This window comes from Aliterella atlantica CENA595 (assembly GCF_000952155.1).
In the GTDB taxonomy this organism is placed as follows: Bacteria; Cyanobacteriota; Cyanobacteriia; order Cyanobacteriales; family Chroococcidiopsidaceae; genus Aliterella; species Aliterella atlantica.
This window is the reverse complement of the sequence record NZ_JYON01000001.1, coordinates 1-20,590: the sequence shown is the minus strand read 5'-3', so window position 1 is coordinate 20,590 and position 20,590 is coordinate 1. Positions and strand designations below refer to the sequence as shown.

20 protein-coding genes and 2 pseudogenes are annotated in these 20,590 nt (G+C 42.0%); 15 read left to right on the top strand and 7 right to left on the bottom strand.

The features are described 5' to 3' along the window. Positions 1-112: 112 nt before the first annotated feature. Both UH38_RS00110 and UH38_RS00105 read left to right on the top strand, forming a co-directional pair. Entirely contained in the window at positions 113-1,552 is a 1,440-nt protein-coding gene (locus UH38_RS00110) for a serine/threonine-protein kinase (RefSeq protein ID WP_200892221.1), read from the top strand. A gap of 121 nt (positions 1,553-1,673) precedes the next feature. Beyond that, positions 1,674-2,183, top strand: coding sequence for a hypothetical protein (locus tag UH38_RS00105; protein ID WP_045052585.1), 510 nt, complete (start codon positions 1,674-1,676; stop codon positions 2,181-2,183). A gap of 103 nt (positions 2,184-2,286) precedes the next feature. Here the strand turns inward: UH38_RS00105 and UH38_RS00100 are convergent, their stop codons facing one another. From UH38_RS00100 to UH38_RS00085, 4 genes are all read right to left on the bottom strand, one after another. After that, a complete protein-coding gene (locus UH38_RS00100; protein ID WP_072044856.1) occupies positions 2,287-3,282 on the bottom strand; it encodes a trypsin-like peptidase domain-containing protein in 996 nt (331 codons plus the stop codon). A gap of 68 nt (positions 3,283-3,350) precedes the next feature. Beyond that, on the bottom strand, positions 3,351-4,184 hold the full coding sequence (locus tag UH38_RS00095) for a S1 family peptidase (protein ID WP_045052584.1): 834 nt from the start codon (positions 4,182-4,184) through the stop codon (positions 3,351-3,353). A gap of 39 nt (positions 4,185-4,223) precedes the next feature. Further along, the gene (locus UH38_RS00090; protein WP_045052583.1) at positions 4,224-4,763 is read right to left on the bottom strand and encodes a COP23 domain-containing protein; all 540 of its coding nucleotides are present in this window, start codon (positions 4,761-4,763) and stop codon (positions 4,224-4,226) included. A gap of 173 nt (positions 4,764-4,936) precedes the next feature. Further along, entirely contained in the window at positions 4,937-5,332 is a 396-nt protein-coding gene (locus UH38_RS00085; RefSeq protein ID WP_045052582.1) for a RidA family protein, read from the bottom strand. Between the two features lie 53 nt (positions 5,333-5,385). Here UH38_RS00085 and UH38_RS00080 point away from each other — a divergent pair, with 53 nt between their 5' ends. The 3 genes from UH38_RS00080 (at position 5,386) to UH38_RS00070 (ending at position 8,389) form a co-directional block, all read left to right on the top strand. After that, complete coding sequence (locus tag UH38_RS00080; protein WP_144405595.1) at positions 5,386-5,925, top strand: HAD-IIIA family hydrolase; 540 nt, start codon at positions 5,386-5,388, stop codon at positions 5,923-5,925. Between the two features lie 98 nt (positions 5,926-6,023). Then, a complete protein-coding gene (locus UH38_RS00075; protein WP_045052581.1) occupies positions 6,024-6,905 on the top strand; it encodes an alpha/beta fold hydrolase in 882 nt (293 codons plus the stop codon). Between the two features lie 224 nt (positions 6,906-7,129). Then, positions 7,130-8,389 (top strand): S-layer homology domain-containing protein, encoded by a 1,260-nt coding sequence (locus UH38_RS00070; RefSeq protein WP_045052580.1) that lies wholly within the window; start codon positions 7,130-7,132, stop codon positions 8,387-8,389. 104 nt (positions 8,390-8,493) lie between these two features. On the opposite strand, the gene UH38_RS00065 is transcribed toward UH38_RS00070, so the two are convergent. After that, positions 8,494-9,750, bottom strand: coding sequence for a GAF domain-containing sensor histidine kinase (locus tag UH38_RS00065; protein ID WP_045052579.1), 1,257 nt, complete (start codon positions 9,748-9,750; stop codon positions 8,494-8,496). A 385-nt stretch (positions 9,751-10,135) separates the two neighbouring features. On the opposite strand from UH38_RS00065, the gene UH38_RS00060 reads away from it, so the two are divergent. Continuing rightward, on the top strand, positions 10,136-10,450 hold the full coding sequence (locus UH38_RS00060; protein WP_045052578.1) for a DUF3155 domain-containing protein: 315 nt from the start codon (positions 10,136-10,138) through the stop codon (positions 10,448-10,450). A gap of 140 nt (positions 10,451-10,590) precedes the next feature. Here the strand turns inward: UH38_RS00060 and UH38_RS00055 are convergent, their stop codons facing one another. Continuing rightward, the gene (locus tag UH38_RS00055) at positions 10,591-11,130 is read right to left on the bottom strand and encodes a cofactor assembly of complex C subunit B (RefSeq protein WP_045052577.1); all 540 of its coding nucleotides are present in this window, start codon (positions 11,128-11,130) and stop codon (positions 10,591-10,593) included. Positions 11,131-11,161: 31 nt separating this feature from the next. Beyond that, complete coding sequence (locus tag UH38_RS00050) at positions 11,162-11,512, bottom strand: PadR family transcriptional regulator (protein ID WP_045052998.1); 351 nt, start codon at positions 11,510-11,512, stop codon at positions 11,162-11,164. Positions 11,513-12,133: 621 nt separating this feature from the next. Here UH38_RS00050 and UH38_RS00045 point away from each other — a divergent pair. From UH38_RS00045 to UH38_RS00005, 9 genes and pseudogenes are all read left to right on the top strand, one after another. Then, positions 12,134-12,715 carry a DUF3611 family protein gene (locus tag UH38_RS00045; RefSeq protein WP_045052576.1) on the top strand — a complete coding sequence of 194 codons (582 nt, stop codon included), beginning with the start codon at positions 12,134-12,136 and terminating at the stop codon, positions 12,713-12,715. A 49-nt stretch (positions 12,716-12,764) separates the two neighbouring features. Beyond that, positions 12,765-14,057, top strand: coding sequence for a serine--tRNA ligase (gene serS / locus UH38_RS00040; RefSeq protein ID WP_045052575.1), 1,293 nt, complete (start codon positions 12,765-12,767; stop codon positions 14,055-14,057). A 36-nt stretch (positions 14,058-14,093) separates the two neighbouring features. Continuing rightward, the gene (gene rseP / locus UH38_RS00035) at positions 14,094-15,182 is read left to right on the top strand and encodes an RIP metalloprotease RseP (RefSeq protein ID WP_045052574.1); all 1,089 of its coding nucleotides are present in this window, start codon (positions 14,094-14,096) and stop codon (positions 15,180-15,182) included. Continuing rightward, on the top strand, positions 15,179-15,853 hold the full coding sequence (gene nth / locus UH38_RS00030) for an endonuclease III (RefSeq protein WP_045052573.1): 675 nt from the start codon (positions 15,179-15,181) through the stop codon (positions 15,851-15,853). Before rseP ends, nth begins: the two co-directional genes overlap by 4 nt. 115 nt (positions 15,854-15,968) lie before the next feature. Next, positions 15,969-16,181: a DUF2997 domain-containing protein gene (locus UH38_RS00025; RefSeq protein WP_045052572.1), complete on the top strand. Its 213-nt coding sequence runs from the start codon at positions 15,969-15,971 to the stop codon at positions 16,179-16,181. 3 nt (positions 16,182-16,184) lie between these two features. Next, the gene (locus UH38_RS00020; RefSeq protein ID WP_045052571.1) at positions 16,185-16,985 is read left to right on the top strand and encodes a helix-turn-helix domain-containing protein; all 801 of its coding nucleotides are present in this window, start codon (positions 16,185-16,187) and stop codon (positions 16,983-16,985) included. A 128-nt stretch (positions 16,986-17,113) separates the two neighbouring features. Beyond that, positions 17,114-18,670: pseudogene (locus UH38_RS27555) on the top strand (Hsp70 family protein). A gap of 121 nt (positions 18,671-18,791) precedes the next feature. Next, a complete protein-coding gene (locus UH38_RS00010; protein WP_045052570.1) occupies positions 18,792-20,087 on the top strand; it encodes an STM4015 family protein in 1,296 nt (431 codons plus the stop codon). Between the two features lie 38 nt (positions 20,088-20,125). Then, positions 20,126-20,590, top strand: a pseudogene (locus tag UH38_RS00005) (hypothetical protein); the annotation flags it as partial.

Here is a 20,590-nt window from a genome sequence, read left to right as displayed (position 1 = left end):
AAATATAAGCTCGAATGCTATTATTGCTAGCTTGAGCAACGCGCTAATTTTGTGCCAAAATCTACATCATAGATTGCAAGTTTGTAGAATTAGCAGAAATTCAGTCTACCCGATGACAGATGAATTGATTGGAAAAAAGCTCCGGGGACGCTACAAAATTATTCAAAAGCTAGCTAGCGGCGGATTTGGTAACACTTACCTATCTTTAGATGAAGATTTACCAGGTTCGCCACAGCGCGTTGTCAAGCATTTGCAACCAAAAAATCCTGACCCAAGGACGTTGAACGTCGCCAGACGATTATTTAAACAAGAAGCTGAATTGTTGTATCGCTTAAAGCACGAGCAAATCCCTCAGTTGTATGCTTACTTTGAGGAAAATGGAGAATTCTATTTAGTTGAAGATTATATTGAGGGAGAAGACCTCAGTAAGACAGAACTTAGTCCAGGTAAACAGTTGAGTGAAGCTGAAGTTATTAAACTTCTGCAAGACATTTTAGAGGTATTAGCGTTTGTCCATCAGAAGAATATCATTCACCGCGATCTTAACCCCAAAAATATCATTCGACGCAGGCAAGATGGCAAGTTGTTTTTGATTGACTTTGGCGCAGTTAAAGAAATTCAAAGTTTGACAACTAACGAGCAGGGGCAAACTAAAGCTACTATTATTGGTACTCCTGGATATATGCCTAGCGAACAATCTAGCGGACATCCACGATTGAGCAGCGATGTTTACGCAGTAGGAGCGATCGCAATTCAAGCACTTACTGGAATTTACCCAAGCCAACTGCTTAAAGATAATAATCTAGAACTCATTTGGCGCGATCGCGTACAAGTTAGCCCCAGTCTAGCAAGTATTATAGATCGAATGGTAAGCTATCACTTCAATCAGCGTTACCCTTCAGCAGTGGAGGCGTTAGAGGCGATCGCATCCCTTAACGACACTAAACAATCGAGGTTCGCTGCTCAATCTATTTCACCACAAAAAAAACGTTCGCCAAGTTATAAAAAAGCTGTTTTATTTATAAGTTTTTCGGTTGGATTAATTGCTGTTTTATTTGGTTTAAAGAACCTGCTAGTAAAAGAAAGCGCAATTAATTTTGCTGAGTATGAAAATAGGGCTTATGGAATTACAATTCAATACCCCCAAACGTGGGACAAACAAGAAATATCAAGTATAGTAACTAACGAAATAGTTGAATTTATCTCACCTCTAGAAGATAGTTCAGACAAATTTCAGGAAAAGCTGATTATCACTGTTGAAAACTTATCATCTCCTTTGTCATTGGATGAATATACAAAGTTGTCAAAGCAACAAATAAGTCAGCAAAAAGATGTCAAATTTATTAGTGAAACTATCTCAACGTTGGCAAGAAGAAGAGCGTACAGCGTAGTTTATACAGTTGTTGATGACGGAGATAAATTAAAAAGGATGGAGATTTGGACGCTCAAAAATTTTAAAGTGTATTCAATTATTTATGAAGCAGAAGCAGATAAATACGATCGGTATTTAAATACAGCAGAAAAGACGATTAAATCTTTGCAACTTAATTAATATCAATTGGGTTGAATTATACCAATTACAGTTGAATCCAAAATTCGTTTGGCTGCTGTTGTAGTTCTCTGATACAGTTGAGTATGTTTTGGTGTGAGGTAGCGAAAACAAGATGTATTGTATGCATAGTGGTAAAAGATTTGTCCTGGTGACTACTGTATCTAGTTTGATTTTTGGAATAGCTACAACTGAGATCACTTCTGGTTCTCCTGCAACACTAGCACAGACACCACAGCAAAAAAAGCCACAAGGGCAAGCATCTGTTGTTGAAGACAATAGTTTTAAATTTCAACTTCAAGGCTGTCAAAGAACTGGTAAAAATGTCACTTGTTCCCTTTTAGTTACTAATCTAGCTGAGAAAGATAGAAGTGTAACTATATTCGCTAGATCTGGGTCTCGCAGTTTTGATTTTTCTGGCAATGAATACGCTGCTCAAATAGCCCAAATTGGTAAGGATCAAAGTTCAATTCGTGCCAAAACCGTTCTTCTTACTGGTATTCCTGTAAAAGCAAGTGTTAGCTTTGAACTCCCAGGAAAAGTAACACAATTTGCAGCACTCGAAATATCTTACCATTCTGATGGAGCCTCGAAAGCTGTATTCCGCGATATACCTGTTACTCGCCCTAAATAGATATCAACCTGTCCAGTGAATATTAAGAAAGGGAAGATTCAGCCAAGACAAAGATTCTTGTGAAACCAGCCCCCTACCTCTCACGAATATAAAATCGGTTTAACTAAAGCTGTAGCTGTCCGATCAAGTTCTGGGCTTTTTGACATAAATCGGCTTTGCCTTGTTGCTGACAGAACTTTGCTGCTTGTTGCAAGTCTGCTAATGCTTCTTGGATCTCTCCCAGATGATAATAAGCAAGCCCTCGACCATAATAGGCTTCGGCATTTTCGGGATGACGGCTAAGTGATTGAGTGAAATCAGCGATCGCCCCCTGATAATCCAAGTCTTCCACTAACTTTAGCTTACCTTGGGTAAAGAATTCATCTGCTACTGGTGCTGTGGTAGGTTGAGCTTTAGCAGGAGCAAGCCTAGCCACACTCACAGGAAACTGTTTCACAAAGGTATTAATGGGAATACCCAAATTAAAACCCGTTCTGATTCGCTGGGAATTATCATCGACAGTGGTTTCTGCTCTCCCGTGAATGCCAATGAGTTCGCCGTTTTCATTCAACACTGCGCCGCCGCTCATACCTTCGATGGTACTATTGCTATAAACCAAAGCATAGCCTTCATCCAATGGTTGAGTAGCATTAGCAGTAATCTCGCCCTTACTAAACCGCCACAGAGAACGCGAAACTACTGCTGTGGGTGCGGGAAATCCTGCGACATATACATCTATACCTACTGTGGCTGTATCAGAATTACCTATTTTTGCAACAGTGTAATTTCTATTGCTGGTAAATTTTAATACTGCTAGATCGAGTCCTGGAGAAAGCTTTTTCACACTGCTGTAGTCGAGGGGATATTGCTCGCCATTAGCAGTAACAATTGTGTACTTATCAGCTTTAGCTACAACGTGCTTGCAAGTTAGCACAGTGTATGTATTGCCTTCACGTTGAATAATTACTCCCGAACCTGGAGAATTTTTACTTTCAATTCTCACGGTGATTTGTACTGCAATCTTACTCACTTCAGTAGATGATAGTGCTAGGGCAGCAGGCGATCGCACAACTGCTGATATCCCTATCAGTGCTGCTGGTAGTAAGTAATAACATTTCATCCGATCATCTTCACGCGGCTTTACCTGAGAACTTGGCAATCACTCTTTTCAATCATATTTCGTAGTAGCTAAGGTGCTGTTAATTGAGAATGAAGCTTAATAGACGTAGGTGCTAGCTGCACTAGGGTTTCAATTGGAATTGCCCAGCTAGTGCGATCGATTGACTTTTGTAAACTTGGGCAAGCCACAGAGCCATCCTGAAACACAGATGGAGCATCCCAAAGAGGATAGGCGTGTTTCCCGTTGATACCGACAACTTTACCCCATTGATTTAGCAGTGGTCCCCCACTCATACCTTTTTCAATATCATTGGTATAACCAACTTGATAGCCGCCCTCCAAAGGTTTATCTAGTATCATTGACACTCTTCCACTGTTAAAGGCAAATCCTTTTAACTGCGGTTTCTTTTTGGTAGCAGATTGCGCGTCATCAAGAGTATATCCAGCAGCAAACACATTAGTTGCGATCGCTAAATTAAAAGATAAATCAATCGATGCTACAGAATAGCTATGACGAGAACTGCGAAACTGCAACAATGCTAGATCGTTTCCTTTAAACTTAACGTTTTCGAGTAACAAAGCAGGGTAAATCTGCCCATCCCAGGTTTGAAGACGTAAGGGGGGATCTCCGGCGCGGAGAACATGAGCATTAGTCACAACCGTATAAACTTCACCTTGTTTCTCGATCAAAAATCCAGATCCCAAGACATCTGCTGAAAGCACTTTAACTGCGATCGCTCTTGCAGTAGATTCGATCTGTTGCAATGATAATTGAGGATCGGGCGCAGCATCACTGAACAAAGAAACACTGCGATCGCCACTCAATGCTGGTACTATTAATCCGCTCGTACATATGACCAGCATTAGTTTTAGACGTTTTTGCTGTAGGCAATGCCAACTCATCTGCGTGTAATCCTACGCTTCGCGCTAGGCTAGAACAATTTATTCAGGCGTAGCACTACTCAAATAAACATCTACATTCACATATACGGGACAATCATCTTTACAAGCACTTTGATTGACAATCTTTCCCGCAGCAAGCCCTCTGGTATCTAACAGCCTTTCGACAACGCGCCTAGCATTAGCGTTTCGCTTGAGGGTAAATAATAACGTTTTTTCCGTACAAGGATCGTCTTGGTTAACAGCAGCGCACAAAACTGGGTATCCGTTCAGTTTACCTGTTGCGAGCGTTTTCAGCGTACCGTTATCATAGTTCCGCTGAAATCTTCGAGATACATCCTCACAGCGCCGCCGACTCGTCCAATTATCCCCGAAAGAGCGATCGCTCCAGCGAATCATTGGCACATTTCCCCTTGGGGTACGAGCATAAGTTACAGGTATACCCTTGTTGCTTCCACAAAAAAAGGTAGTGGATTGTGCATATATGGGTAGATTGTAAATACTAATTATGCCTATAGTAGTAAAAGAAGCTATGCCGCAGGCTCTAGCTAACCCTGCGAGGATTTGGGCATTTAGTTTCATTGTGTAACCAAGCTTCTAGACGCAAAAAACTATTATCGTCCTATTATTTTAGTAGTTTTGCTAAAACAAGTCTGGTAATTAAGCTTTTATTCATACTCAAGCATGAGTTTCAGCTAAAAGAAATATCGATAAAAGCAAAGTAAACAGGCAACATCTAACGCTCAACTCGTTGTTCAACTTGACTCACTCATCACCGCCTCAGCTTCAATTTCTACTAACATTTCAGGAGAAATTAAGCGTTTTACTTCTACCATTGTTGTAGCTGGTCGAATTTCCCTAAAAAATTCGCCGTGTGCTTTCCCGACTTTTTCCCACTCATCAATGTTTGTGACATAAATTCGCGTGCGAACTACGTCATTTAGGCTTGCGCCTGCTAAATGTAATGCAGATTCAATATTTTGCAGAATTTGGAGGGTTTGCTTGTAAGCATCTCCTAAACCAACAATCGCAACGCTATCATCTGTTGCAGTTGTACCAGAAACATAGACAACGTTATTTATCCGCACTGCCCGCGAATAGCCTACAATTGGCTCCCAAGGAGTTCCAGTCGCAATATTTTTTCTTTCCACTCTAAAGTTTTACCTCAAAGTCTAACTCTTAGCTTCTAGTTTAAGATCGAGCGATGGAACAAGAACTTACAGCAAATATTACCCCGATAAATCTCTTAATTGTCGATATGGATGGTACAGTGCGCGAACCGCGTTCGGATAACAAGTTTATCCAACGCCCTAGCGATCAAAAACTAATTCTTGGTGCGGAAAGTGCGATCGCATATTTTGCTGATTTAGGCTGGAAAATAGTCGGTGTAACTAATCAAGCTGGGGTAGAAGCAGGTAAAAAATCTCTAACTAGCTGCATCAAAGAACAGCAATTCACGATGACTTTACTCCCAGAAATTGAGGAAATTTACTTTTGCCCCGATTTTGCCGGAAAAAGGTGCTTTGGCGTTACTCCCACAGCATCCCACGACTACAGCAAGCACCAACTATCGGGAACATTTCGCAAGCCCAATCCTGGAATGCTACTGCTAGCGATGGAAATCCATAATCCCGTTAAAGTATTGATGATAGGCGATCGCCCAGAAGATAAACAAGCTGCTAATAGTGCAAAAATCAAGTTTCAGCAAGCAGAAAATTGGCGTAGAACTTATGGCGATTTCTGAGATTGCTTTGGTAGCTTTCAAGCCGCAGGGCGGCAATTTGTAATTCGTAATTCGTAATTCGTAATTCGTAATTATTTTGGTCAACTATTGATGTAAATATGCTGCAATTTCAACCTCCTGGCTTTGTCCAACAAGTAACGGATACGTCTTTAGGCTCAATGGTTTACTATACACCTGTTGCTACCTTAGAGCAGAAATTACCTACATTGCTGTTTCTGCATAACTTTGGTGGTGGTGCGTCTGCTTATGAGTGGTCTAAAGTTTATCCTGCTTTTACTCACAACTACCGTGTTATTGCCCCTGATTTAATTGGTTGGGGACAATCTGCTCATCCTGTCCGCAATTATCAAATTTCTGACTATCTTACAACCATAGCTGAGTTTATTCGCCAAGTTTGTACCCCGCCTGTAGTTGTCGTCGCTTCCTCTTTGAGCGCGGCTTTAACTATGCGCCTGGCAATTAGCCATAGAGAACTATTTCAAGCTTTATTTTTAGTTTGTCCGTCAGGGTTCGATGATTTTGGACAAGGTGCAGGGCGCAGGCTACCTTTGCAACTTATTAATACGCCGTTTGTAGACCGTTTTATCTACACTTTGGGCGCGGAAAATGAAGTTGCTGTGCGTAACTTTCTCGAACGATTTTTGTTCGCCAATCCCCAACGAGTTTCGCCTGAGATGGTACAGGCTTATCTTGCTTCTGCACAACAACCTAATGCCATTTACTCCGCCCTAGCTTTTTTGCGCGGCGATCTTTATTTTGACTTATCTTTATATATCCCAAGGCTGAGTGTACCTACTGTAATGGCGTGGGGAGAAGCAGCACAATTTACCAGTATTAAATTAGGGCAGCAATTGGCAAAGCTAAATCCACAAGCGATCTCGGCAGTTCAAGCGATCGCTGGTGCGGGTGTATTACCTCATCTGGAAATGCCAGAAATAGTTATCAACTTACTGCAGCAATATTTACGTAAATTTACTTAATTACTTAGTATTTTTATTTATAAACGGCAACTTATTTAGATAGATATCGTCGCTAATCTTAAGGATTATTTTAGCTAAAAATAGTGCTTAAAATGCCATATTTAGAATTTATCAGCGATAAAGAAATGCGTCTATAGACGCAGTTGAATTAAGGAACAAATTAGACTTCATAAAATCTAGTAATTAAGCAAACAGTGAATAAATTTTGTGGAGAACACTTATCAATGTCTAGTTTCAATCGCTTGCAATCGGGAACAGCAGCTTTCATGGCATTTGCCCTTGGTGCAGGTACGGTTGCACCTTTAGTATGGTCTGCACCAACATTTGCTCAAAGTGCAACTTTTACTGACGTTCCGGCAAATTACTGGGCAAACCCTTTTATTACTGAATTAGCAAGACGAGATATTATTGCTGGGTTTCCCGATAGTACCTTCCGCCCCGACCAACCAGTAACCCGCGCTCAGTTTGCGGCTATTGTGCGTAACGCTTTTGAAAAAGCTCCAGAACGCAATGCAGTTAATTTTGGTGATGTACCATCAAATTACTGGGCTTACAGCGCAATTCAAGAAGCCTACCGAACAGGCTTTATGTCTGGATATCCTGGTAGTCGCTTCCAGCCAGAGCAAAATATTCCCCGCGAACAAGTTTTAGTATCTTTAGCTAGCGGTTTAGACTTTACAGCTACAAGTGACAGCAATCTCACTCAATACTATAACGACGCTGCTAGCATTTCTGGTTACGCCCGTTCGCCAATTGCCGCAGCTACGCAAAGAGCGATCGTTGTTAACTACCCCAACGTTCAATTCCTCAATCCTACCCGCCCTGCAACGCGGGCTGATGTAGCAGCTTTTATCTATCAAGCATTAGCTAATTCCGGTCAAGTTGCAGCAATTAACTCTTCATATATTGTCGGACAAGCAACTCAACCAACTACACCTACTACGCCACAGGCTGTGAGAATTCCTACTGGAACTGCTATTCCGGTAAGATACGACCAAGCAGAGCGCATTTTGGTAACTAAGGAAGAAACTGCACCTTTGACGCTCACAGTAGCGCAAAATGTTGTTACTCGTGAAGGCACAGTTTTAATCCCTGCTGGTACTCAAGTAGTAGGTGAATTACGTCCTGCTGAGGGCGGTTCGCAGTTCTACGCTCAAGAATTAGTTTTAAGTGGCGGACAAAGATCCAAGATTAGTGCTACTTCAGAAGTAATTACCAAAACCGAACGCATCCGCAAGGGTGTTAATGTGGGTAATGTAGTAAAAAATGCCGCTTTGGGTGCTGCTGCTGCTGCTGCTATTTCGGCTGTAACTGGCGATCGCGCGATCGCAACTGAGGAAGTCTTAGGCGGTGCGGGAATTGGTACTTTAGTTGGCTTGTTCTTGGGTAGAAATAGTGTCGATTTGATTGCGATCGATCCTGATACCGATTTGCCATTAACTCTTACTTCCGATTTGACGATTCCCCAAACTGCGAATCGATAATGTACAGATGTAGCAGTGCTATGTCTCTACGCGATGGGCTATGCCTTATACCGCGAATCGATAATTTAACCCGCTAAATGTACAGACGTAGCACTGCTACGTCTCTACGCGGCGATGGGCAACCACACAACAAATTTGCTTCCCGAACCATTTTGTGCAGGGCTGAAAACTTCGATTTCACCCTGCATTTGTTCTACTAATTCCTTGACGATCGCAAGTCCCAATCCTGTACCAGCAATTGCTGAATTTTCTTGTACTCCTCGGTAATGGCGCTCGAATATCTTGCCTAAGTCTGCTGGCGGAATGCCTAACCCTGTATCGCTAATTTCAATTCCTTGAGCGCGATCGCGTTGTTTGCCAGATTGAATATAAATCTCTCCGCCACTGGGAGTATATTTCAAAGCGTTGTCAATTAAATTGCTAAATATTTCTCTTAATGCAGCGCGATCGGCTTTGACAGGGGGTAAGTTGGCGGGAATCTCGGCTATTAGTTGTAAATTTCGCTCTTGGGCGATCGCTTTTGCTGATGCTACTAATGGTGCTAATACTTCTGCTACTAAACACACTTGAGAATTTCCTTGCCCTAGTAGTAATGGCAAGGGTTTAGCTGGTGGTTCTTGTGCTGGTGGTAAAGCTTTTTGCGCCTCTAAATCTGCTACCGTTAGGTCAATTGCCCGATCGAATTGCAATAATAACTCTTGCAAGCGATCGCTTTCCCTGACTATACTATCGGCTACAGAGCGATTGGCATCTCCTGGGGCAAACCGTTTGAGGAGTAATTTGCCAAATGTCCGCAATGCCGTTAGTGGATTGCGAAATTGATGCAATAAGTCATCCAATAAATCTCTTTGCTGTCTCTGCAAACGTTGTTGTTGAATTAGTTGCTGTTCGTACCATTTATTTTGTCGATCCAAAGAACGAGCGATCGCTAGGGTTTGAGCTATTTTTTCTATTTCGTTACGTTCGCTCTCATTCCAAGGTCTATCTTCTCTACCTGTAACTAATAGCCCCATTAATATCCCTTCATACATCAAAGGCAATACTATTTGACGACTGGGTAGCAATTGCGCCTTAGCTTCATCAGTTAAAGATTCCCACGCAGGTATAGGTACTGATGTGGGTGCTGCTGGCAATTGAAGCAAGCTAGGAGCGCCTGTCTCTTGGGGGATTAATGCTCCTGCCTTTTGCCGTTGGGCTAGCGTTTCTGGATACGCTACTACTGGAATTAACTTTGCTTCGCTACTACCTTGCTCTGCTAGTTCTTCTGTTAAATATACAATGCTCCATACGGCTCCTAATCTTTGAGCGAGCATGGCAACTTGAACTTGACATAAAGTAACAAAATCGGTAGTAGTTAGCATTCTGCAATTACCAGAATTTTAAGCACCCCTGCTGGAATTAGACCTATAGGCAAAAGTAAAGGTTAAAAGATTTTCTCCACTTCTGCTAGCAGTCTATTGGGGGTTGCCTCATGTTAGCAACTGAGATTAGATTCTCGCAAAAACTTTAGCTTTCACAACAAGCATTTGTAAGAGCGCTGAGTATTTCTTTCGATGGATCTTTTCTTAAGAAGTGTTAACTTTATTGACAATATCTTTAATATTAACGCAAACTTAACAGTTTTTTTACTAAGTTTGTATCAAATGCTTCATATAAGTTGATTTTTAAAACTCAGAAAGATATACTGACAACGAATTTTGTAACACTAACTACAATCTTCGATCGTTTAAAGAGGAGGACAAGAGGTTGGCAAGGAGACGGAAGCGTAAAAGTCGTCGTCGTCAAGAAGGACGCCGGATCCTAGAACATGTGCCTCAGTTTAGCATCGAAAGTGGAGAAGATAAGCCTGTAACCGCTGCTAGAAAATATATTCAGGCGGAAGGTATTTTACCACCAGCGCTGCTATTAGTAAAACGGAATGAACACACAACAGACCGTTATTTTTGGGCAGAAAAGGGTCTATTTGGGGCGCAGTATGTAGAGGAAAATCATTTCTTATTTCCTAGTCTGAGGTTTTTGGAAAACCCATCAGAAAAGGATTTAGTTACATTACGCAAGTAAGAGATGGCGCGTTAAACAACGAACGGCGAAAATTTCTCCATTAGGAAATTGAGTTCGAGACTAAATAACCCTATTTAAACTATTAAGTTTGAGTGGGGTAATTTTTTTGGCAAAAACCCCGACATCAAACCAATGCTTGCTCAAACCTCAAAACTATTTTCAGCGCTGCGAACGGGGACAGCTTTTTGCAGCGCAGCAATTTCATCACGATGGGCGGTGACAGCAATTGCCAGAGGGCGATCGCTATTACTTGGTTGCACCCTCAAAAAGACTTGTTCTTTGCGATTTGACTTTTTCCAGTAATAAATTCCTGCGCCAGGAGCAAGTAGCACAAGTAACAGGAAAAACTGACCGTAGTCGGGGAATAGGAACGATAAAACCAACGCCAAACTCAAACTACCAGCACTAGCTAGCAAAGTAAGTAAGATAGCCAGAAAAACACTAGGTCTGACCATCCCTTCAAAAGTAACGCTGTTGCTTTCCTTGTCAAGGCTGATGACTTGATAAGACCTTTGAGCAAAATACTGTTGCAATTGTGCCATCAAAGTACCTTCTGGTTGGTCAGAAATTAGCTTGACTTGTTCTATGCGGTCTTTAGCTGAGGCGCGGATAAAAAAGACCAGTCCAATTGCCAGTAACAAAGTCAATACAAAAGTTGAGGGCAAAATAGTAGTATTCAAAGCAACTTAGTTCGTACCTACTTCTCCATTATTAGCTACCTGGTGGGCTACTGGTATATTCTTGCCATAGACTAGCCAACTCTTGAGCTTGAGTTTGCCATTGGGGACTAATTTGATACATCCGCCGAGGACGACCGCGCCCTTGGACTTTTTTCCAGTAGCCAGTAATCGCTTTTTCGTCTTCTAAAAATTTGATTGCGCTGTATAAAACAGTATCAGAAAGCCGATAGCGGGGGTATTCAGTCTCCAACAGCGAAATTAGCTCTGTACCGTACGACTCTTTCTCGCTCAATACTGATAAGACATAACATACTGCTAGTTCTTGACCTAAATAAGTTGGAGGACGATTGCGAAAAAACTCGTAGATATGCTCAAGTTTCATTTGTCGCTCTCCTAGTAAAGTTTTGTTAGACATAGGATATGGGTTAGCTAAATTGCTGCTTGAGTCAAGTTCTGGTGACAAAAAAAACAAGTAAAGTTTGTAATTCTTAACTTTTCAATGAAACCTAAATGCCTACATACTGGCGCTCCTTAACATAGAGATTGTGGACGCAAACCATTAGAAAAAACAATCAATTAAGTCTTCTAGCTTTAACAATTGGCTGACCGATCCCGCCAAGCCTGCATACATTGAGGCAGTTTTGCGAACTGGTAGTTTACTGAGATACTGTACATTGGCAGCTTTCTTTTAAGAGGTTGTCATTTTTAAACTAATGAGTAGATTTGAGGCAATTTTAAACGCTTTTCCCCATATTTGTCTGTCAAAATAATTAATTTTCTAACTGTAAATTCAACAATTCATTTTGATGTTGAAAAGATGAATTATTTTTTTAAAAAATTATATTTATTTAGGTAAATCTCTACAGTCGTAGAGAGAAAATTGGTAAGTTATGCCTAGAAGTGCGATCGCGGCGATGAAAATAAGTGTTGATTTTTCTAGTCATAGTGGCGATCGCTTGCTCAAATAGAGGTATAAGTTATAAACTCATAGCCAAAATTATTTATGGTAGAAAAATCGACAGCAAAACCCTTACCGCCAACGCTGCAACAAATAGCCACTACTTTTCGTTTGGCAGGCTGGGCTAGTTTTTGGGTTCAATCAGTATTAGGAGTTGTTTCTACCTTAGTATTGATATTTGCCAGTTTAGGACGCGATATAGGTCCTCAAGGGCAAAGAAGCGCCGGAACTGGATTTGGGATAGTTTTAGCAGTTAGTGGCATTGTGACGCTAGCTATAGGCGTATATATAGCTTTTCGCTACACGCGCATAGGCAAGCGCTTGCAGTCTACCAATCCTAACAACCGCCCGCGTAAAGCCGATACAGTACAAGTACTGCGCTTGGGATTGATTGTCAACTTGATCGGCACTTTACTTACTGTTTTAGGAGCGCAAGCCATTGTTGGTATATTACTATTGCGTTCTCTATCTTTACCCCAAGGATTAGGCGCAGCTATTTACAACCCTCAGCAAATTATTCGTCCAGTCGATATATTTGTCGTACAAGCCAACACCAATACAGTTGCGGCTCATTTTGTCGGACTTGTAGCTTCGCTTTTCCTGCTCAATCGCGTGAATAAGCAGTAGTGTAGCTATTGTATGCTGAACTATTGGCAGAAATATAAGGGAAAAATCTGTGCTGGATATTAAGCAGATTAGAGAAAATCCGCAAAAAATACAAGAATTATTAAATCGTCGCGGCGAATACGATCTAGAACCTGTAACGCAGCTAGATAAACAGCAGCGCGAACTAGAAGCAAAAAGATCGCAATTGCAAGCCCGTAGCAATGAAATTGGTAAATTAGTCGGGCAAAAAATTAGAGCGGGAACTAATCCCGAAGATGCAGAAGTTGTAGCTCTACGGGAAGAAGGTAACGAAGTCAAAGCGCAAATTAGTTTCCTCGAACCTGAAGAAAAAGAACTGGCATCTAAGTTACAAGCGCTATTACTAACATTTCCTAACTTGCCTTGTGACTCTACACCAGTAGGAAAAAGCGAAGACGAAAATATTGAAGTGCGACGCTGGGGCGACGAGTACATTCCCCAAAATCCCAATATTCTGCCGCATTGGGAAATAGGCGAAAAGTTAGGTATTTTTAATTTTGAGCGCTCTGCAAAGATTGCCCAAAGCCGATTTGTGACGCTGATAGGTGTAGGTGCAGCGCTAGAGCGAGCCTTAATTCAGTTTATGCTCGATCGCCAAACTGCTGCTGGCTATCAAGAAATTATGCCCCCATTGTTAGTTAATAGTGCATCCTTGACAGCAACAGGGCAGTTGCCTAAGTTTGCGGAAGAAAGCTTTAAGTGTGCAGATGATGACTTATGGCTGATACCGACAGCAGAAGTCCCACTTACTAATCTTTATCGAGATGAAATTTTAGCTGCTGACAGTTTACCTATTTACCATTGCGCTTATACGCCTTGTTTTCGCCGCGAAGCTGGAAGTTACGGACGCGATACGCGGGGTTTAATTCGCCTGCACCAATTTAGCAAAGTTGAATTAGTGAAAATTGTCTCTCCTAGTACCTCGGAAGACGAACATCAAAAATTAGTCCAAAATGCTGAAGCAATTTTACAAGCATTACAATTGCCTTACCGCGTGTTGGAACTGTGTACTGGCGATATGGGTCCTTCTGCTGCTAAATGCTATGACTTAGAAGTATGGTTGCCTTCTGCGGGTAAGTATCGAGAAATTTCTAGCTGTTCTAATTGCACTGACTATCAAGCAAGACGCGGGCAAATTCGCTTCAAAGAAGCTGGGAAAAAAGGCACGCAATTCGTGCATACTCTCAATGGTTCGGGTTTAGCTGTAGGGCGGACGATGGCGGCAATTTTGGAGAACTATCAACAGCCAGATGGTAGCGTAAACATACCATCGGTATTGCAACCCTATCTCAAGCGCGATCGCCTAATTCAAGAACAAGCGTAGAATTAAAGAAATGTTGCTTTTGATTAATTTTTTTCTATGTCAGTATTGGCAGCGATCGCCGTTTTAGCGGTTCTCATCGTAGTACACGAACTCGGACACTTTATAGCCGCCCGTTCTCAAGGGATTCACGTCAATCGGTTTTCCTTGGGTTTTGGTCCAATTTTATTGAAGTACCAGGGAACAGAGACAGAGTATGCTGTTAGAGCATTTCCGTTAGGTGGCTTCGTCGGCTTTCCTGATGACGATCCTGATAGTACAATTCCTCCAGATGACCCCAACTTGTTACGCAATCGTCCCGTAGTCGATCGCGCGATCGTTATTAGCGCCGGAGTAATTGCGAATTTAATTTTTGCTTACTTACTCCTAGTGACTCATATCGGTTTTGTGGGTATTCCCCAAGCTAGCCAACCAGGAGTATTAGTACCGCAACTAGCGGCGAATGTCAGTTCGGTAGCCGCCGATGCTGGGATTAAACCAGGCGATGTAATTTTGGCAGTAGGCGATCGCCAATTTGGCACGTCTTTGCAAGAAATGGAGGCTTTGAGCGAAATCATCAAAACAAGCCCTGGCAAGCCCCTAGAGCTTACGGTAGAACGTGCAGATAAGACATTTAACGTCGAAGTCGTCCCCCAACTCAACAGCAAAAAGCAAGGTAGTATTGGGATTGGGCTTGCACCTAATGGCAAAGTAGAACGGAAAAAAGTTGACGGTATTTTGACAGCTTTTAGTGCAGCAGCTACCGAATTCCAGCGGATTGTGGTGCTTACAGTTAATGGCTTTGGGCAACTAATTGGCAACTTTGGCGAAACAGCTAGTCAAATTTCAGGACCAGTTGCGATCGTTGATTTTGGTGCAAAAATTGCTCGTTCTGATGCTGCTAACTTACTCCAATTTGCAGCATTAATTAGCATCAACCTTGCCATTCTCAACATCTTACCTTTACCTGCTTTAGATGGCGGTCAACTAGCATTTCTATTAGTTGAAGGCGTAAGAGGAAAACCCCTACCAATACACATTCAAGACGGTGTCATGCAGACTGGATTAATGTTACTGTTGGGTTTGGGCATTTTCTTAATCGTGCGCGATACGGCAAACTTGGAGTGGGTACAAAGACTGTTTCAGTGAGCATCACCCGCAAATGGGCAGCTAAAAAGCAACGGGCGTTAGAGATTTTGGTGCGTCTAAAGAAGCTATATTTAGATGCACCCTGTACGCTCAACTATGCAACGCCCGTACAGTTATTGGTAGCAACTATTTTGTCGGCGCAGTGTACGGACGAGCGAGTGAATTTGGTTACGCCAGAGTTATTTCGCCGTTTTCCTGATGCAGTGGCTTTGGCAAATGCAGATTTAGCAGAATTAGAAGCTTTGATTCGTTCTACAGGCTTTTTTCGCAACAAAGCCAAAAATATTCAAGCGGCTTGTACTTTGCTAGTCAAGGAATTTAACGGCGAAGTACCGCGTAGTATGGAGCAATTATTGAAGCTACCAGGAGTAGCGCGAAAAACAGCAAATGTAGTTCTCGCTCATGCTTACAATATTAATGCTGGGGTAACTGTAGATACTCATGTCAAGCGTTTGAGTTATCGTTTGGGTTTAACTGATTATGAAGATCCAATTCGCATCGAGCGCGATTTGATGCGTTTGCTACCGCAACCAGATTGGGAAAATTGGTCAATTAGATTGGTATATCACGGTAGAGCAATTTGTAAAGCTAAAAATCCGCTATGTGGTGCTTGCGTACTTGCTGATTTGTGTCCTTCGGCGGCTTTACCTATAATTGAGGGGAATAATTAGGAACGCAGATTGGTAGGGTGCGTTTTGAAAACGCACCCTACTTCGGTATTCTACCAATTGGCGATCGCTCTAGGGAAGTGATATAACAAAAGGATTGTTATATTGCTATGTAGTTATGTCAGAGTATCGAAAAGTTGAATATCGCATAGGCTCTGACGGTAAGATTACGGAGAAAGTTATTGATGCTTCTGGTTCTAGCTGCATTGAAACTACTTCAGATGTAGAAAAAACTCTCGGTAATGTGGAAAGTCAAGAACTCTTACCTGAGTATTATGAGGGCGATGAGAATTTGACAGATATACAAAATCAGTCGCTCAAGCAGATGTAGATCGTGTTAGTAAATATTTGGTACTTGGCGATCGCTTGTATTGCTATCTTGCTAGTGTGGGTAAGTGCGATCGCTTTTTTCCGTTGGTTGTTTTCTAGTATTTATGCAAAAGGTAATCTATACGATTCGCTGCTGTTAGAGTGGATGCAGCGCGTAGATATTCCTAACTGGCAAGCTTTACAGCAAAAATCTGGTATAAGTAGCACTGCTATTTGGCAACTAAGAGATGGCGACACAACTAATCTCAAGTTATACGAACTAAGTCAAATTGCCACAGTCCTTTGCGTACCTTTAGCAGAATTATTAGAAAAATTAGGTTTCCCGCTAGAACATCCAGAATTAGCAGCAAGTCGTCTTGAATGCGCCCAACTTACAAGCCAGTGGCAGCAGGTTACAAAAGAGCAAGAAGCATTGCGCCAAGAAGGGTTGCGACTGCATCAAGAATTGCAGCAGCAGCGGCTAGAACTAACTCAAGAGTTGCGCCAATCTACATTTGAGCAATTACAAACTTTACTTACTAATTATCCCAGCATCCACTCTTTAGTAGGTATTAAACCAGAATTACCAGCCAAAAATCTGCTGTCGCTGTTTACTTCCTTGAATTACGAACAGATAGGTAAACCTTGGCAAAAAGTACCTTTCGAGCCGCAAATTCATCAGCCAGACGCGAGCGATATTACTGTAGGCGAATTAGTTTATATCCGATTTGTGGGCTACAAGCACCAACAGCGCATTCTTTGCCCTGCAAAGGTTAGCCGTAATTTGCCAGGAGGAGTTGGGGATAAGGGAGACAAGGGAGATTAAGGGTATCTTAGTCTGCGAAGGTGGACTTTGTCTGTGTAGACGCGGTTTCCAACCGCTACTTTATCTCTTTATCTGGTGTAAACACGATTTCCAACCGCCCCATAATTTTGCGATAACTCTAACGACAAATGACCACAGTAGTAATTGATTTTGGTACGAGTAATACCGTAGTATGCGTTGCTGATGCGATAACCCGATCGCCCAGAACTTTGAAGTTTGACTCAATCTCTCGTCGCTTGGATGTTGGCGGCGATGTTAGTGTTATTCCAAGTTTGGTATTTGTTGCTGAGGAAAATCGCTTTGTGCTTGGCGAACAAGTGCGCTCGCATCGTTTAGGTTTTGCTCAACCAGAACGCTGTTTCCAAGCCTTTAAGCGCGATTTGGCTGCTGATTTTGTCCCGCCTCCTCGCCTGTTAGATGGTATTAGTTATGCTGCGCCTTTGGTTTGCGAATTGTTTCTGCGAGAAATTTGGCAACAAGTAGAACAGCAATTTTCATGCGATCGCGTTATTTTTACTGTACCTGTGGGTGCTTTTGAGCGCTATCAAAACTGGTTTCGCGATCTAGGGGATAAACTAAATATTCCTAACGTGCAGATTGTCGATGAATCTACAGCCGCCGCGCTTGGTTATGCTGTAAAACGCCCTGGTGCTGTAGTTTTGACGATTGATTTTGGTGGCGGTACGCTGGATCTAAGTTTAGTTAGAACTATTAGCATTACTTCTTAGCAACAAGCCGTGAAGGCGGAAGTTATCGCCAAGTCAGATGCTTTTGTTGGTGGTGTTGATATTGATACTTGGATTGTCGATCGCTATTTGCAAACAAGCGGTTCTCAACGGCAAGAAGTAGGCGAAATTGTTTATATGAATCTGCTAGAAGTTGCAGAAAGACTAAAAATTCGCCTTTCTACAGCCCAATCGGCTAAAGAAGCTTGGTTTGATGATGAAAATTTTATGTCTCATGAATTGCAACTGCAACGAGACGAATTAGCAGAGATTTTAGAAAATCGACAGCTACTCCAACAACTACGAGATTGTATCGATGAAGTGCTAGCGATCGCTCTTACTAAAGGTATCGGCAAAGCAGACATCGAACAAGTGTTGCTAGTGGGGGGAACTTGTCAAATTCCTGCCGTACAGCAACTTGTAAATGCCTATTTTGGGCGGGGGCGGGTGAAGTTAGACAAGCCCTTTGAAGCTGTAGCACATGGGGCGTTAGCTTTGAGCGAAATTGCCGATTTAGACGATTATTTGCGTCACAGCTATGCAATTCGGCTTTGGGAACCATACTACAAAGCTTATACCTATCACACTCTGATTGAAAAAGGAGCAACGTATCCAGGAGCGCGATCGCAACCTTTGACTCTACAAGTAGCTACAGAGGGGCAGCAAGAAATTCGCTTAGATATTGGCGAAGTATCCCAAGTTGCTCAAGCAGAAGTTACCTATGATGCTCAAGGGAGAATGACTAACAGCCAGTTAATGAAACAGGATACCTACCGTTCGTTAGAAACCAATCGCCAGCAAGTTTGTATCGCCCACCTCGATCCACCAGGGCAAACTGGAATAGATCGCATTCAGGCGCAATTTGAAGTAAACGAACGACGGATGTTAGTAGTTACAGTTAAGGATCTATTAACGGGCAAGATGTTGGTAGATAAAGAAGCGATCGCTAAACTGACATAATTGCTGCTAAAGTTTTGCTAAATATTAGTACAAACATACTAAAAGCATTAAATAATACTTAGAGATTGCGATCGCAACACTGCTATTTATGGGCATCCTAACAAAAGTGCTGAGGTAAGTCATGCAAAATAATCAATCGAGAAAAGAAGATGCTGTATTGGGAGGACAATCGCCGTTTCAAGGCATTGCAACTGGAAGCATTGAAGGTGTTAAACTTCGCTTGAATAGTCCAGTCATGGAAGTACGAGTTACTGCACTTAACGACGCATTGAACTATGGCGATGCTGGCTTAGAAGTAGTGCTTCAAGCATTGCAAGATCGATCGAGACAGATACAGCGTTCAGCTTATCGACTGTTACGCAAAAGACAAGAGCTACAAGTCAAGCTAGCATTACAAAAATACGAACCTTGGCAGCGATTTGAGCGACTAGAGGAATATGGCAATGCTACTATCTTTAGCGATCGCCAGATGGTAGATTTCTCTCCCGAAAATGGCATCACCGATCCTGTTGGCACTGCTTATGCTTTGAGAAGTGATTATTGTGAAGCGGAAGACATGGCGAGCAAGTTTGCAAAGCTTCTAGAAGATCCATTAGCTAGTAAGTTGGAAGCTTTGGTTTTTGGGATGTGGATTAAAGATGATGAAGACATATCCATCCCACCTGTAAATGCTCTAGTTACTGCCAAAGATAGGTTAACCAATCTGAAAGCTGTTTTCCTTGGCGATATTGCCTGGGATGAATACGAAATTTCTTGGATTCGGCAAAGTGACATCAGCCCGATTTTGACAGCTTATCCCCAACTAGAAGTTTTACAAGTACGCGGGGGAGATGGCTTAGAATTTACTCCACCAGTGCGACACGACAATTTAAAGGCGCTGATTGTTGAAACTGGGGGTTTGAGTCGAACAACTGTTGCCCAGATTTGCAACCTTAACTTACCAGCTTTAGAACATCTAGAATTGTGGTTTGGTAGCGAAGATTACGGCGGTGACTGTTGGGTGGAAAGTGTGAACCCAATTTTATTCGAGCAGAAATTTCCAAATTTGACTTATTTGGGATTGCGTAATAGCCAGTTTAGCGATGAAATTGCTGATGCTGTAGTGCGATCGCCTCTACTTCAATCTATTAGTGTTTTGGATCTTTCAATGGGTACGTTGAGCGATGCAGGCGCAGAAATTCTCCTCAATTGTGCCGCTATTAGCGAACTCGATATTCTCAATCTCTCCGAAAACTTCTTATCTGAAGACATGGTGCAGCGATTTTCGCAAATAGGTACAGTTCAGCAACTCGTTGATTTCGAGCAATTTCCACAACAATTAGCACCAGATGAAAAGCTACATATAGTTGCAGATAGACAAAAAGATGAAGATGAGGATAGCTATGTTCACAATCGCTATTGTTCTGTAGCAGAGTAAAAAGCTAGAAACAACAGTAAGAAAAAAGCGATCGCATTATGACTCAAGAAAATCAAAACCAGCCAAGTGAATTTGATGCCGTATTAGGGGGACAACTACCACCTCCTATTAATGGCTTAGTTTTAGGAGGATTTGAAGGCGTTAAGCATCGCCTGAAAAGCTCAGATATAGAAGTACAAATTAAAGCTCTTGCTGAAGCACTTGATTATGGTAAACCTGGTTTAGATTTGGTTATTGAAATTTTCCAGCGATCGCCAGAAAAATTACGGCGTTTAATAGGTCAATTATTACGAGAGAAAGGAGGAGTTGAAGGCAAGCAGTTTTTGCTAAATTACGAGCCTTGGCTATTTTTTACTATTTTAGGGTATTGGGACAAAGATGAACTTTACTCTCAATACATTGTTCCTAAGTCAAGAGACGTTTTACGTCGAGTGAGTACAGAGCAACAACTACAAAATTTATTGCAAAAACCAAAGCTAAACAACCTTGGAGCTTTATTATGC